Annotated in this window: 15 protein-coding genes; 2 read left to right on the top strand and 13 right to left on the bottom strand. The window is 66.3% G+C overall.

Going from position 1 to position 12,711, the window contains the following annotated elements; genetic code table 11:
- Positions 1-746: 746 nt before the first annotated feature.
- The 9 genes from ACQCSX_RS21960 to ACQCSX_RS21920 all read right to left on the bottom strand — a co-directional run bounded on the left by ACQCSX_RS21960 (position 747) and on the right by ACQCSX_RS21920 (position 6,278).
- Complete coding sequence (locus ACQCSX_RS21960; protein WP_427019360.1) at positions 747-1,241, bottom strand: hypothetical protein; 495 nt, start codon at positions 1,239-1,241, stop codon at positions 747-749.
- A 60-nt stretch (positions 1,242-1,301) separates the two neighbouring features.
- Positions 1,302-2,087 (bottom strand): Clp protease N-terminal domain-containing protein, encoded by a 786-nt coding sequence (locus ACQCSX_RS21955; RefSeq protein WP_427019359.1) that lies wholly within the window; start codon positions 2,085-2,087, stop codon positions 1,302-1,304.
- A gap of 17 nt (positions 2,088-2,104) precedes the next feature.
- Positions 2,105-2,593 (bottom strand): Clp protease N-terminal domain-containing protein, encoded by a 489-nt coding sequence (locus ACQCSX_RS21950; protein WP_427019358.1) that lies wholly within the window; start codon positions 2,591-2,593, stop codon positions 2,105-2,107.
- An 84-nt stretch (positions 2,594-2,677) separates the two neighbouring features.
- Positions 2,678-3,091: a hypothetical protein gene (locus ACQCSX_RS21945; RefSeq protein ID WP_427019357.1), complete on the bottom strand. Its 414-nt coding sequence runs from the start codon at positions 3,089-3,091 to the stop codon at positions 2,678-2,680.
- A gap of 130 nt (positions 3,092-3,221) precedes the next feature.
- On the bottom strand, positions 3,222-3,680 hold the full coding sequence (locus ACQCSX_RS21940) for a hypothetical protein (RefSeq protein ID WP_427019356.1): 459 nt from the start codon (positions 3,678-3,680) through the stop codon (positions 3,222-3,224).
- Positions 3,681-3,815: 135 nt separating this feature from the next.
- Positions 3,816-4,181, bottom strand: coding sequence for a hypothetical protein (locus ACQCSX_RS21935; RefSeq protein ID WP_427019355.1), 366 nt, complete (start codon positions 4,179-4,181; stop codon positions 3,816-3,818).
- On the bottom strand, positions 4,174-4,452 hold the full coding sequence (locus tag ACQCSX_RS21930) for a hypothetical protein (protein ID WP_427019354.1): 279 nt from the start codon (positions 4,450-4,452) through the stop codon (positions 4,174-4,176). The genes ACQCSX_RS21935 and ACQCSX_RS21930 overlap by 8 nt, the downstream gene beginning before the upstream one ends.
- Positions 4,449-4,784, bottom strand: a complete 336-nt coding sequence (locus tag ACQCSX_RS21925) for a hypothetical protein (protein ID WP_427019353.1) — start codon at positions 4,782-4,784, stop codon at positions 4,449-4,451. Before ACQCSX_RS21925 ends, ACQCSX_RS21930 begins: the two co-directional genes overlap by 4 nt.
- 123 nt (positions 4,785-4,907) lie before the next feature.
- Positions 4,908-6,278, bottom strand: coding sequence for an RNA-guided endonuclease InsQ/TnpB family protein (locus tag ACQCSX_RS21920; protein ID WP_427019352.1), 1,371 nt, complete (start codon positions 6,276-6,278; stop codon positions 4,908-4,910).
- A gap of 38 nt (positions 6,279-6,316) precedes the next feature.
- Between ACQCSX_RS21920 and tnpA the strand changes: the two genes are divergently transcribed.
- Positions 6,317-6,754, top strand: coding sequence for an IS200/IS605 family transposase (gene tnpA, locus ACQCSX_RS21915; RefSeq protein ID WP_427019299.1), 438 nt, complete (start codon positions 6,317-6,319; stop codon positions 6,752-6,754).
- A gap of 21 nt (positions 6,755-6,775) precedes the next feature.
- Here the strand turns inward: tnpA and ACQCSX_RS21910 are convergent, their stop codons facing one another.
- The 4 genes from ACQCSX_RS21910 to ACQCSX_RS21895 form a co-directional block, all read right to left on the bottom strand.
- Positions 6,776-7,111 carry a hypothetical protein gene (locus ACQCSX_RS21910; protein ID WP_427019351.1) on the bottom strand — a complete coding sequence of 112 codons (336 nt, stop codon included), beginning with the start codon at positions 7,109-7,111 and terminating at the stop codon, positions 6,776-6,778.
- A 221-nt stretch (positions 7,112-7,332) separates the two neighbouring features.
- On the bottom strand, positions 7,333-7,653 hold the full coding sequence (locus ACQCSX_RS21905; RefSeq protein WP_427019350.1) for a hypothetical protein: 321 nt from the start codon (positions 7,651-7,653) through the stop codon (positions 7,333-7,335).
- Between the two features lie 115 nt (positions 7,654-7,768).
- Positions 7,769-8,431 carry a hypothetical protein gene (locus ACQCSX_RS21900; protein ID WP_427019349.1) on the bottom strand — a complete coding sequence of 221 codons (663 nt, stop codon included), beginning with the start codon at positions 8,429-8,431 and terminating at the stop codon, positions 7,769-7,771.
- Between the two features lie 88 nt (positions 8,432-8,519).
- Positions 8,520-11,576, bottom strand: a complete 3,057-nt coding sequence (locus ACQCSX_RS21895) for a Tn3 family transposase (protein ID WP_427019348.1) — start codon at positions 11,574-11,576, stop codon at positions 8,520-8,522.
- A 216-nt stretch (positions 11,577-11,792) separates the two neighbouring features.
- Between ACQCSX_RS21895 and ACQCSX_RS21890 the strand changes: the two genes are divergently transcribed.
- On the top strand, positions 11,793-12,686 hold the full coding sequence (locus ACQCSX_RS21890) for a tyrosine-type recombinase/integrase (RefSeq protein WP_427019246.1): 894 nt from the start codon (positions 11,793-11,795) through the stop codon (positions 12,684-12,686).
- Positions 12,687-12,711 lie beyond the last annotated feature (25 nt).

Here is a 12,711-nt window from a genome sequence, read left to right as displayed (position 1 = left end):
AGGACGGGGACCGGGGCGGGCCCGCCCGCCGGACACCACGGCGGGCAGCATGATGGCCAACACGACGGGGACGAACCGGCAGCCGGCGCAGCCGACGATGCAGAAGACGGCGAGGCAGACAGTGCTGATGAGGCAGACAGAGACGAGCCCGCCGCGCAGCGGCACGAACAACAACACGGGCCACAACACGAGACCGTGACGGCAACGCACCGGCCGTGCGCAGCACGGCAAAGGGGAGCGCAGCGACCCCGCACGGCCGCAACGAAAGACACCAAGCAGCCGCGGCGAGAAACATGCCGCGCAGCGCGCGCAGCGCGCGAGCACTGGCGCAGCCACGACAACACCACGGAGCCACGAGACGGGGGAACCATGACGGTGGCGGTCCGGGGAACGAGACGGGATACGCGAAGGGCGAGGGGCGAAGCCCCGAGTCCTTCTCTTAATATGGCCCTCCAACCGTTCCCGCCCAAACTTTCCGGCCCGGGTCTGCGGCTACTGCCGGCCCCCACACGCCGCACCACCTGACGGCGGCGCGGGAAAGGGTGTTCGTGGAGTCGGCTATCGCCGGGGAGCCGGGCGCAGGTCAGGCATCCACCGGTTCGGGAATGGCCGCCTGTTCAAGGACGAGCCGCGCGTCGAGGTCGAGCGGATTCCGGAATGGCCGGCGACGATATGATGTTGGCCGTGGTCGGCGGCGCTGTCCCTGGCCAGGACCAGGGCGCTGCGTGCGGGGGCGTTGAAACTTCTCAAACGTGGGAGGACTCCTTCGTCTGGACGGGGCCGCGGACCGTCGCGGGGAACAGGGCCTCGTGGAGGTCGGCGGTGCGGACCGGGGCTTTCAGGAACCCGGTCCAGAGCGTGCCTGCCTCGTCGGAGCTTTTGCGGAGCGAACCCCCGTCGCGGGTGAGGATGGCCGTGCCGTCCGGGAGGGCCTCGGCCTCGACGCGGTTGTGAACGAAACGGGTCGGGACCGGCTCGCCGAGCGCGAGTTCGATGGCGGTTTCGATTTCGGCGTCGCCGACGCAGAGATGGTGGCCGCCGACCGGGTAGCTGCCGTGGCCGTCGATGACGACGACGTCCCAGCCCCCGGTGTGCTCCGTGAACGGGACGACGACAAGGCCGCTGGAGGGCAGCAGCAGGATCTGGCCCCGTGCCTCGTGGGTGTAGCGCTGGCGGGGCAAGAGCTTGCAGTAGTCGGTGGTGGAAACATCATCGGCGCGGGGGTCGGGTGTGTGGCTCATGTCCCCCATGTGTGCGGACCGTGCCGGCCCCCTCACCGAAGCGTGGCGGGCAGGCGCAGCCTAGTCCAGAAACACCAGGCGCTGGTGGATGGGCTCGGGGGTCCAGACGGTGACTTCGCCGACCTTGATGCGGTTTCCGTGGCGGTCGAGTGCGTCGATGTCCTTCCGGTGCGAGGTGAGGATCACGACCTCGCCGTAGCTCTCGGCAGCGGCCCGGGCGGCGGCGGTGTAGTCCAGGAACCGGGCGTTCTCGTCGATGGTGCCGTCCTCGGAGACACTGAACAGTTCACCCGGGTGCAGGGTAAATTCCGCCTTGCGGGAGTTGGTGGCGGAGGCGGAGCCGCCGTGCACGGTGCCGTGGCTGTCGACCCGGACGCGGAAGCTGAACGGGCCGGCCGGGCCGGAAGAATCGACGCCGGTGACCATCTGGCGGGCAACGCTCTCCTGAAGCTGTGCCTCGGTGGTGTCGAAAAACGAGTAGATCTCCGGGGCAATGGCGTTGTCCAAGGTCGTCATCGCCAGCAGGATGTGCTCGGGTCCGACCTCCGGGTGGCCGAGCCGGAGGTGGAGTTCGTGGGCGCGTTCGAACACGGCGTAGACCTGGCCGGAGAACGGGATGTGCCCGGCCGGTGCGGTGGTGCCGCCGCCGAGCCGGCCGGTCGCCAGGTCCTGCAATGCGGCGGCCCCCATGCAGAGGTAGCCGAGTGCTTCACCGGCAAGGCCGTCGTCGCGGCTCAAGGCGATGAGCAGATGGTCAGTATGAATGAAGCGATGGTTTAGTCCGCGCGCTTCTTCCAGGGCGAGGGCGACGATCCGGCGGGCATCGGGGGTGAACTTCTCAAACATGGCGGGGTCCTTTCCGTTCAGGCGGAGAGTGCGAAGCCGGAGCCAGGCTCGGGAGCCGGTGCGGGCGATGCAGCCATCAGGGATGTGAGGCACACCTGGACCGTTTCCGGTGCGGCACCGCAGTTGAGGATGGCCTGTCCGGCAACCTGCACCGATGACCTGTCGTCGATAACCAGGGCCAAGAGCAGGTGTTCGGGGCCGACATGGTTGTGCCAGAACCCCAAGGCGATGCGCCCCGCGGACTGCAGGACTGCTCGCGTGCCGCCAATGAACGGAATGTGGCCGTTCGGGGCGGACATGCCTTCGCCAATGAGTTCGACGATGTGCGAGCGGGCCTTGTCCCGGGTGACTCCCTGCGCTTTGAGCGCCTGGCCGGCGGGACCGGCGTCGCTGGTGAGTGCGAGGAGCAGATGTTCGGTGCCGACATAGTTGTGGCTCAGCAGCCGGGCCTCTTCCTGGGCGAGGACGACGATGCGGCGGGCATCCTTGGTGAAGCGTTCAAACATGGCGGGCTCCTTCGGTGTGGCCGGGGTCGTTGTTGCCTGCCATGTGTGCGGCACGGCGGGCCGCCATGCCCGGCCGGTTCCCGTTCAGGCGGCGCGGGTTCCGGTGCGCAGTTCCAGGTCGGCGGCTTCCAGTTGCGCGGCGAACGCCATGAGGATTTCCAGCGCCACTGTCGCCTGTGCGGTGCGCCCATAGAGCAGATCGTAGGCTTCGGCGGTGAGAATCCGGAGGTCCTCGGACACCTGGACCATGGTGTCGATGTCGCCGATCAGCCGGGCGGAGGCGACCAGCCCGCGGGGCTCCGGGGTGTCGATGAGGTCCTGGACGGCGGCCGCCGCGTCGCGGGCTTCGAGCCGCAGGGCATGGTTCCCGTCGGCGGCGGCACCATCGGCCAGTTGGTCGAAGATGGTCTTGACAGTGTCGAGGGTGATGGTGCCGGGGTGGAGTTCGAGACGGAGGGCGACGGTTTTTGCGGTGACCGGCTGAAGGCGAGGTGGCATGTCAGTGCTCCATATGAGGGGGTGAGGGGTAGGCGGTGCGGAGGGTGCCGCGCCGGTGACGGCGTCCCGTTCAGCGGTGATCGCGAACTCGGCCTGGTCCAGCCGCTGCGCGGTGAGGTGCTTCCCGACGCTACTGCTCACCAGCGCCGGCTTCCGGGTCGGTGGCCGGCCGGTTGAGGAACCGGATGCGCTCGGGAAGGTAAACGCTCCGCCATTTCGTGTCGCGGCCCATGATGACGGCGGTTCCGTCGGCGGCCAGGGCGGTGACGTTCTCGGTGCCGGCCGGGACTCTGATGGTGATGCGGGCGATGCCGCCATACTCCCCGCAGGTGAGGGCCGCCTTGTAGGCGTCGCGGTAGTCCAGGAAGTTCCCGCCCCGGCGCCTGCTGACGTCGCCGCTGGCGTCCTGGACCTGGAAGTATTCGCCGTCGTTGAGGATGAGCTCGACGTCGTACTTGCCGGTGCCCGGGGCGCTGTCGGGGTGCACGGTGCCATAGGCGTCATTGAACGGCTCAAACCGGAGCGCGCAGTCGGGGCCATAGGAGAAGAATTGTTCGAGCGTGTTCACGTGGCCATAGAAGGTTTCCATGCCACTGATGTGTGCGGAGGTGCCGGTTGCGCTGCCCGGGCCTGGGAGGCGCGACCCGCAGGAGTCGGGCAGGCCGGCCAGTTCCTCCGTCGTACCGGCCGCTCGACTCCTGCGGGTGTGTTTGGTGGAGCGGCTTCAGGATGCGGTGGTTGGCTCCGGGCGGTTCGATTCGGGAAACCACGACTTGTCGGTATCGACCAGATCGTCGAAGAGGGTGAGCCGTCCGGCGTATCCTGTCAGGTCCCGGAAGCGGGCGATGACGGCGTCATGGCTGCGGTGGTTGAACACTTCGAGGCGGTCGGCATAAAGGATGTGCACCTCCTTGTCAGCGTCGAGGCCGATCACATAGTCGGGCTCGTGGTGGTGGCCGATGATTTCCCGCAGGACGGTCGTGGTGCTCTCAGCGTTGACGTGGCTCAGGCGGGTGAAGTCGCCGTTCTCCCAGCCTTCGAGCGTGACGGTGTATTCGATGGTTTCGCGAACAGTGACGTGCTCAGGCACGGGGTTCCTCCGGCTGGGTCTGGGCGGGGCCGTCCAGGGCGGTTGGTGCTTTGGCCCCACGGGCTTCGAAGGTCTTCTTGAGTTCGGCGGTGATCCACCCATGGCCCACCGCCTGGTTGTGGGCGTCCTTGTGGCCGGCGGCGTACGCCTGGGCGAGGGCTTCGCGGATGACGAAGACCGTGTTGCCGGCGTCGGCGTGGGGGCTGCTGATCTCCCGTACGACGGCCTGCAGTTGCGGGTCAAGATGGGCGGGCATCGGGGTGTAGCTCATGGGTTCCTCATTCTCGTGGACGGGACGTGGATTGCGTCGGCGCGGTGGTGGAGCCACCCCACATCGGTGGTCATGGCGTTCACCTGGGCGCTGTTGTCGATGCCGGCGTCATGGGACCGGACCCGGATGACGTCGACGCAGTCCTGCAGGTCGGTGGCGGCGTCGGTGAGTGCCTGGGCCGCGATGGCCGGGGCGGCCGCGGCAATGGCACCGGCGAACAGTGCCCAGGTGCCGTGCTCGGCGAGCCAGTCCGCTTTGCTCACGCCGGGCGGCGGGGTGACTTCCCGCATCGCTTCCTTCGCGGCGTCGAGTGCCTGGGCAGGAATGTTCACCGTTTGCGCCCCGTCGTCACGGCCGTGGCGGCTGCCCTGTTCTCGGCGATGACGTCCCAGGACTTGTCCGGGTCGTGAACCTCCCCGCCCTTACGGACGGGGCTTCTGAAGCCTGCGCTTTGCTTAGGCTGCAACGGAGTGTTCTCCTGCCGGGGCCCGGGGGCCTGCGGCTGCAGCGTGGCTAACGGTGTTTTCAGCTACACACCCTGTGCGGGGTGTGGCCCGGTTCCGGGCTTTACTCAGGGCCGCACGCAGGGGTGTGGCTCGGAGATATAGGACCCGGATGGTTTTGTCCGGGTCGATGGGGGTGTATTTCCCGTGTGTGGCGCGCATGAGGATGTTCAGTGCGCCGACGGCGTCGCGGTGGCAGGTGAAGCCACAGTGATGGCACCGGTAGTCGCGCCCGGAGGGGGCGTTGCGTGTAAGGCACGCGGGGCAGGTCTTGGAGGAGTGGGACTCGTTCGTGTAGGTCGGTTTGGATCCGGTTTTGTGGGCCAGGTAGTGGTCCTGGCGTCCGCGGGACCATTGGGAGAGGCGGCGGCGCTGGTCCTTGCCGAAGCGGCGCTTCTCGGCTTTGGCGGTGTTTTTCTCGATCCCGCGCACGTCCCCGACGGCGATCGTGCCGGCGTTGTGGGTGATGGCGATGTCGGCGGCCTTGCGGGAGACCTGGTGGTCGATGTTGCGCAGGGAGCTGTTCGCGTGGGCGCGGGCGTGTTTGGCGGCCTGGTTGTAGCGGCGCCATTGCCGGGAGCCTTTGGTGCAGCGGGACATGAGGCGGTGCAGGTCCGCGACGGCGTTGTTGCGGCGGTGCTTGATGGCGCGGGCGGCACGGCCGTTGATGACGGTGATCTCGTAGGCGTCCGGGGTTTCCACGGCGATGGTCATGGGGTTGATGATGCCGGGGTCGATGGCAATGATGTTCGCCGGGTCCAGCACGGGGGTGGCAGCGGTGCGGTGGCTGATGTGCAGGGACCAGGACCGTCCGTCACGGTCCCAGCAGAGCCGGATTTCGCCCCAGTCGGCGGCCGGCACACCATGGTTGGTGCGGGAGTCGGTGACGGCCGGCAGGGCCAGGCGGATGCCCGGCAGGTTCCGGCCCAGGGACAGGTTCAGCCGCCCGTCCCCGGTGATGCGCCACCCGTAGCCTTTGGTGAAGGACAGCGGCCGGTAATTCTTCTCCCGCCACGGTGCACGGGTCCCGGCACCACGGTTCGCCCGGGAGGTGGCGACCGCGTCGAGCAGGTCATCGACGATGGCCTGTTTCGTGTGGGCGTGCAGCCGCTGCAGGTCCGGGTCCGAGGCTGCGGCCAGGTGCCGGAGCTCCTTGGTGGTGGGGTCGGTTTTCACCTCATCCCACCGGGTCCTGAGGGTCGCGAGGGTGTGGTTCCACAGCCCGGCGGCCCGGTGGCAGGCCTGATGCGCAGCCGTGTAGGAGGCCCCGTTCAGACGCACGGGGACCACGGCCACCCGGTAGTCTGCGGAGCTTCTCTTCATCCTTTGATTTTACAGTGGTCTGGATTTAGAATCAACCTATGATTGATGATGATTTCAGGAACGGCCGTCATGTGGTCTATAAACTTCATGCGCATCTTGTCCTGACGCCGAAATACCGCCGCAGGGTCATGACGGACCGGGTCGGGGCGGAGTTGAAGTCCACGTTCGAGGAGGTCTGCACCCGGTACGGGGCCACCCTGGATGAATTCGAAACCGACCAGGACCACGCCCACCTGCTGGTGACCTACCCGCCCAAGGTCGCCCTGTCGAAACTGGTGATGAGCCTGAAGACCATCTCCTCCATGCGCGTCCGCGCGCACCAGTGGCCCGAGGTCACCCGGGCGCTGTGGGGCGACCACTTCTGGTCCCCGTCCTACGCCGTCGTCTCCTGCGGCGGCGCACCGCTGGAAACCGTCGCCGAATACATCCGCAACCAGCAGTCCCCGAACCGCAAACGCGGCAGATACCCCAGCTGACCTACAGGGCTATCCCCGCCCTCACGGACGGGGGTTGCGCCCAGCAAAAACCCGCTCAAGATCCCCGAACCGGAAGACGCGGGAGACATCCTCGCCGAGGGAGGCGCAGTGGGTGACGACGGCGTCGTGGCTGCGGGATTCAAAGATCCGTTCCCCGTCTTTCAAGAGGAAGTAGATCTCGGCGTCCAAGTCGCAACCCAGCGTGTAGTCGGGCTCGTGCCGGCGCCCGATCTCCTCACGGGAGATCACCTTCACGTCCCGGCGGTCGGGCTCGCCGTACATCTCGTCCGCTTCGTCGTCGCGGGGCAGCGCGATCGTGTATTCGGTCGTTTCGCGGTACGTGATGAAATCGGTCATGGCAGCCATGTGTGCGGAAGACTGCCTCGGTCTCACCGGCTGGAGCTGCTTGTTCGCCGGTGGTTCGTGGCGGTGGGCTTGTCGTGAGAAAACTAAGGGTCCGCCCCAGGGAAGGGGGATTGTTCGGGCTGCGGGCTGTCATCCAGCCAGTCTGGACTCGAATCCACGGGGAAAAGTTTCACCCGCCCCGGTGGGCATGCCACAGCCGGTGCCTGCCCGGATTATGGCCACTCGTCCTGGGGTGCGAACAGGTCGGCGACCCGGTAGTCGGTGGCTTTGAGCTCCTGCAGCTGCATCAGCGCCTGTTCGTGGAAGAACGCAAGATGGGTGCCGTCACCAACACCTTTCAAAATGGTGACCGGGTCCATGGTGTCAGCTTCGAGGCCGGTCCCGTCAGTGCTGCTGATGTGAGAGCGGACGGCGATCGCCTCATAATGCACGGTCCCGGGATGGTGGACCGACCAGAGGGTCACTAGCTCCTGGGCACCGGTGGCCCCCGGGGTCAGGGGAAACTCCGTGCTGATCCGGTTATCGGTTGTCATCTTGTGATGGTCGCACTGGGACGGTGCCAGGAGCAACCAGGCACCGACGTCGACTCACCGCCGCCAGGGCCAGTCCCGTTGCGTTTCCCGCAGCGGCTTGCCGGCCGAGGGTTCCTCACGGCGTTCCTTTGAGCGCCCAGGGGATTTCGGGGGTGGCGATCTCCGCCCAGAGCCGATGGGCGTCATGAACTCTGGCCGGGTCGACTTGGAGGTCGTGTCCGATCCGCGCGGCGGACTCCATGTTGCCCGCCAAGGCTGCCTGCGCGGCCGGTACCAGCAGCAGAGTAGCGAACCAGTACAGGTCGGGCCTGGTGGTGAAGGTGTCGCTGAAGTCGTAGTCCACGGTGCGCGCGTAGCTGTCGATCGTCCGGTCCATTTCGCGGGCGGCGATGGCCAGGGCCAGCAACTCCTGCCGGCGGTTCCCGTCGTCTTCCGCGCGCCAGATCACTTGGAAGCCGGCCGGCGGGGACATGAGCCGGGCGCTCACACCCGGGGGCTGGTCTCCTGGCTTGTTGACCCGGCCGCCGCGGCGTTTGAGCAGGGCCCGCAGGTTGACCGGCTGCGCACCATCGTGCACGTCCCAGGTGCTGATGAACCATTGGGCGGCCAGGGCGGCCCTGTACCGCTGGGACCGTTTGACGAGGACGGCCACGACGTCGGGGGAAGCAGCGGCGCCGGGGGCGATGATCTCCCAACCCCCACAGAGGTAGTCCCCGGTGCCAACCGTTTCCATCGGCCGTCCGCGGTATTGGAAGCTGAACTCGCCGGAGCGGTCCATGTCCAATCGTGCGGAGGACCCGTCCAGGTGGGGTGGGACCCAAGTACGCCTGAAACCTGCCATGCCCCATGGCGGGGAATGCATGGTTCTAGATTCTGGTGGGTGGGAATAGTGCCCCTGGTTGCAGGTCTAGTTTCGTTTGCGGGTCTTGGTCCGGCGGGGCGAGGTTGAGGACGTAGTCTCCGAAGCGGCGGATGCTCCTGGTGATATAGGGAGAGATCGTGGCCAGGTCTTCGGTGTCGATAGTGTGGCCTTCGGCTGCGAGCTCGTTGGCGGCGGCGGTGATGTCGCAGGCGGTGGAGTAGATGACGATGTTGGCCAGCAGCTCGTTGAACTTGATGATCTTTTCCTGCTGTTCGGGGTCGTTGTGACCGATCATTTCGTTCCCGAAAGCCAGCCAGTCGCTGAATTTGTGGAACGATTCGACCCGGTTGGTGATCGCGGTGATCTGTTCGCGCAGTTCGGGGTCGGATAGATAGCGGAGCAGCGTGATGGTGCGCACGACGCGCCCGAGTTCGCGGAAGGCCCGGTAGAGGCGGTTCTTGCGGGAGTGGTTGCCCAGCCTGCGTAAAAGGGTGACTGATGACAGGCGGCCCTCGCGGATGGAAATGACGGTGCGCATCAGGTCGGGCCAGTGGGTCTCGATCAGTCCCCAGTCGATGGCTGTGTCACCGAACAGTGAGTCGATGTGCGTGTAGCGGGTGGTCGTGTCGGGGCGGTAGAGAATGAGGTCTTTCCAGTCCCGGATGCGTGGGAGCAGGTCAAAGCCCAGGAGCGCGGCGAGACCGAAGACGGGCAGGGACTGTCCTTGCGTGTCGGCGTGGATCGTGTCGGGTTGCAGCTCGGAGTCGTTTTGCAGCAGTCCTTCGATGATGTAGACCGCTTCCCACACTCCGCAGGGAATGAAGTGGCTGAACAGCGCGATGTAGGTGTCGGAAACGTGGCGGTAGGCGATGCCTCCGTATCCCCCGTAGCGGATATGGGACTCGGCCAGCAGGTTGTTCTCCCAGGTATCGACCTGGGTGCCGTCGGCTGCGACGGTGCGCCCATCGCCCCAGACGGAGGCGACGTCCAGATGCGCAAAGGCATTGATGACCTCGGCCGAGGCACGGGTGATCTTCTCGGCCGTGGCGTGCTTGTTCCCTGCGGTGTAGAGCTCGTGGGCGCTGACGGCGCCTTCCATGTGGCGGGCGACCTGTGCGGGGCCAAGGAGGGTGCCGTAGGTGAAGACAGTGAGGCAGTATCGGCCCAAGGCGTCGCGCAGTTTCGGGTCGGAGCCCGAGGCCGGTCCGAAATGCTTGTGCCAGCCCAGCCGGTGGGCGCTGACGGTAATGATGTCCAGAAGTCCGCGTTCGCTCAGGCGCTCATGGACGGCTGCTTCCAGGGCGATGGCCGATGGCCTCCGGTCGGCCCCTTTCCGGCGTTTGAGCAAGGGCCGGTCGCCTTCCAGGACGAGGTCGGTGTTGGCCGGGTATCCGGCGTCGGCGGCCTGTGCGGTGTCGGCCAGCTGCGCCTTGAAGTGCTCGACCAGCCCGCTCCCGGTTGCGGGGATGCCGGTCTGGGAGCAAAAGTCCTCGGCGAGGTCGCGGCACTGCTGCCAAGTCATCATCTGCCGGTGCAGCCCCGCGTAGGAATCGGCGCCGACCACTGCGATATCGCCCGAGCGCAGTTCCGCGGCGAGGAATGAGAACACGCAGACCTCCAGGTGGCGGCGCGCGAGTTTCCCGGGGTGCTTCTTGTCACGGATGACCTTCTTCCACGCCTCGGTAGCGAAGGAGTCCAGATCGAGTGCCAGCTTCCGCAAGGTGCCATCTTCGCCGGCAACCGTGAGGGTTTCGGGGACGTATTCACCGGTGCGTTTGCGGCAGGCACGAATGAAGTTCACGGCATTCACCACGCTGGCATCAGCGCTGGTCGCTTCCAGGACAAGGGCCTCCAACAGCTCGAACAGGGCGGCGCGGTGAGCCCGGCAGAACGATTCCAGCAGTGGCAAGTAGTTGCGTCCGTGGTGGGCCGAGACCGCTTCGTGTGCGGCTGTCAGCCGCTTCAGGCCACCGGCGGCCTGAAGCGTCTCCAAGAGTTTCTGCCCCGCCGCGGCTGCGTCGAACCCTCCCTCGGAGGTCTCTTCATTCCCGGACACCTCATGGGCCAGGGAGAGGACCTCTCCGAACACATCGAGCAGGTACTCCGACTCGGCGCGGTGGGCGAGTTTGAGTTCCTCGAGCCGCTCGCGTCCCTTTTTGTGGACGAGGGCCATGCGTTTGCAGAACATCTCGACGGTCTCGTCGCGCAGGCGGATACGGGTCTCATGCAGCAGGCACGCGATGAGGGTCAGCCGCTTGGGCTCCCCGGTCCTGGAGAGTTCATCGACATCGAGGGCGCGGGCCTGCCCGGCGAAATGGGAGATCCGCTGCGCCGAGACGCCGCCGAGCCAGGTGCCGGTCTCGCCGACCGCGTCGAGCCGGCGCAGGAGCTCGATGCGGTCCTTGAATTTCCCCAGCTTCATCGCCGAGCCCGCGGGCGCCTTGAGCGTCTCGAATTCGCTGCGCCGCGATACAGGGTCCACCAGCAGCAATCGTTCCAACCGCAGCCGGTCACCGGAAGCCATCCGCTCTTGAACCCCGGCGAACAGCGTGGTGTTGTACCGGGCACGGATCCTGGCGACCATGCTGTCGAGAGTCGAATACCCGGGCAGCTCGCAGCCGGCACGGAGCAGTTCCTCCAACGCCACGTTAATCAGGTCGGCAGGGTGGTCTTTGGTCACCACCGCGGCCTCCAACGCCCCGGCAGCCATCCGGCGAACCCGTTTGGCATCGTAGACGACGCCCATGCGGACGCGGACATAATCGCGATAGCGCCACCAGGTCCTCTCCGCCCGGGACGCGCCGGCAAGGTCGATCGTCACACCCAACAGCGCTCCAACATGGCCGGTAACGGCCGCGGGAACCTCCTCGGCCCGCGTGAAATACCCCAACCGCTGATAGCACTTCAACACCGTCAGCAGCACCGCACGACCGGCTTCGTCCCGTGTCTTTGCCCCGGCCCAGTCCTTCTCGTCCTCGGTCGGGGTGAACGACTCTGCCAACTGCCGCTCCGATACCGCAGCGGTGAATCTCGGATAGGCGGTCCTGTCCACGGACGTCACGAATCTTCCTCTCCTGCAGGGAACCGGAGGCACCAGCGAGGCGCACAAGTCGAAACAACTTCAGATAACAACGAATATCTGAAGTAGAATACTGCAATGACTTCAGATATCGCGAAATCTGCGGGACAGGAAGGCCCCGGGGCAGCTTCAGATATCACAACGGAAGCAGAAGAAAAGCCTCGACGGGGACGTGCCCCGGCCGGGTTGGCCCCGTATTTGGAACAACTCTGGGGCGAATACCTCCTGCTTCTGGGGTCTGCCCCGCTCGATGACGATTCCCGCCGCGCCTACGCCTCACGGGTGCGTACCTTCTTCGCCTGGCTCGATGGCGCCGACGTGGACAGCTCGGCCCTCTTTGACCCAGCGGCGCGAGACGGAGCCGTCCGGGACTGGCGCACCCACCTTCAGAAAGTCCTCAAGCGCAAACCCGCCACGATCAACGCGCATCTGGCGGCCCTGAGCGACTTCTACACCCGCACCGGCGTGGGCACCCCGAACGCCAAACGGCTCGAACTGCCCTCCACCGCACCCAGGGCCTTGGACGAACGCAACCAGAAACGCTGGCTACGCACCTGTGAACGCTGCACCCACCCCCGCAACCGGGCCATCGGCTACACCCCGTTCTATGCCGGGTTGCGGATCAGCGAGATCACCGCACTCGACCTCGGGGACGTGCGCCTCTCGGCCCGCAAGGGCCTGCTGATCGTTCGTTCCGGCAAGGGCGGCCGCTACCGGGAAGTCCCCGTCCACCCCGTGCTGCGGGAGAACCTGGCCTTGTGGATCAACGAGGAACGCCCCTCATGGCCGGGCGCGGCCAACAACCCCGCGGTCTTCTTGAACTACCGCGGCGAACGACTGAGCGTCAAGGGATGCGATGGCATCCTTGGGGATCTGGCCTGCGACGCCGGTTTCACCGATAGCCCCGACATCGATTTCACCACCCAGATCCTGCGCCACACGTTCGGAACCAACCTCGTGCGCGAGGGCCACGACGTCGTGCTCGTCGCCGAACTCATGGGCCACGCCCGGCTGGAGACCACCCGCCGCTACACGAAACCATCCGAAGCCGACCGCCAAAACGCCATCGACACCCTCCCCACCGACCGATAAACCACGGGCGTGGCAGGTTTCAGGC

Origin of the sequence: Pseudarthrobacter sp. P1, assembly GCF_050156935.1 — a bacterium.
Classification (GTDB): domain Bacteria; phylum Actinomycetota; class Actinomycetes; order Actinomycetales; family Micrococcaceae; genus Specibacter.
The sequence above is the reverse complement of the archived record's forward strand: the minus strand, read 5'-3'. Positions and strand labels throughout refer to the sequence as shown.

Excerpts from the sequence above, each read along its gene's own strand:
- ACQCSX_RS21940 (WP_427019356.1), bottom strand. The coding sequence starts at position 3,680 with ATGGAAACCTTCTATGGCCACGTGAACACGCTCGAACAATTCTTCTCC.
- ACQCSX_RS21930 (WP_427019354.1), bottom strand. The coding sequence starts at position 4,452 with ATGAGCTACACCCCGATGCCCGCCCATCTTGACCCGCAACTGCAGGCC.
- ACQCSX_RS21945 (WP_427019357.1), bottom strand. The coding sequence starts at position 3,091 with ATGCCACCTCGCCTTCAGCCGGTCACCGCAAAAACCGTCGCCCTCCGT.
- tnpA (WP_427019299.1), top strand. The coding sequence starts at position 6,317 with ATGATTGATGATGATTTCAGGAACGGCCGTCATGTGGTCTATAAACTT.
- ACQCSX_RS21960 (WP_427019360.1), bottom strand. The coding sequence starts at position 1,241 with ATGAGCCACACACCCGACCCCCGCGCCGATGATGTTTCCACCACCGAC.
- ACQCSX_RS21905 (WP_427019350.1), bottom strand. The coding sequence starts at position 7,653 with ATGACAACCGATAACCGGATCAGCACGGAGTTTCCCCTGACCCCGGGG.
- ACQCSX_RS21950 (WP_427019358.1), bottom strand. The coding sequence starts at position 2,593 with ATGTTTGAACGCTTCACCAAGGATGCCCGCCGCATCGTCGTCCTCGCC.
- ACQCSX_RS21900 (WP_427019349.1), bottom strand. The coding sequence starts at position 8,431 with ATGGACCGCTCCGGCGAGTTCAGCTTCCAATACCGCGGACGGCCGATG.
- ACQCSX_RS21955 (WP_427019359.1), bottom strand. The coding sequence starts at position 2,087 with ATGTTTGAGAAGTTCACCCCCGATGCCCGCCGGATCGTCGCCCTCGCC.
- ACQCSX_RS21910 (WP_427019351.1), bottom strand. The coding sequence starts at position 7,111 with ATGACCGATTTCATCACGTACCGCGAAACGACCGAATACACGATCGCG.
- ACQCSX_RS21920 (WP_427019352.1), bottom strand. The coding sequence starts at position 6,278 with ATGAAGAGAAGCTCCGCAGACTACCGGGTGGCCGTGGTCCCCGTGCGT.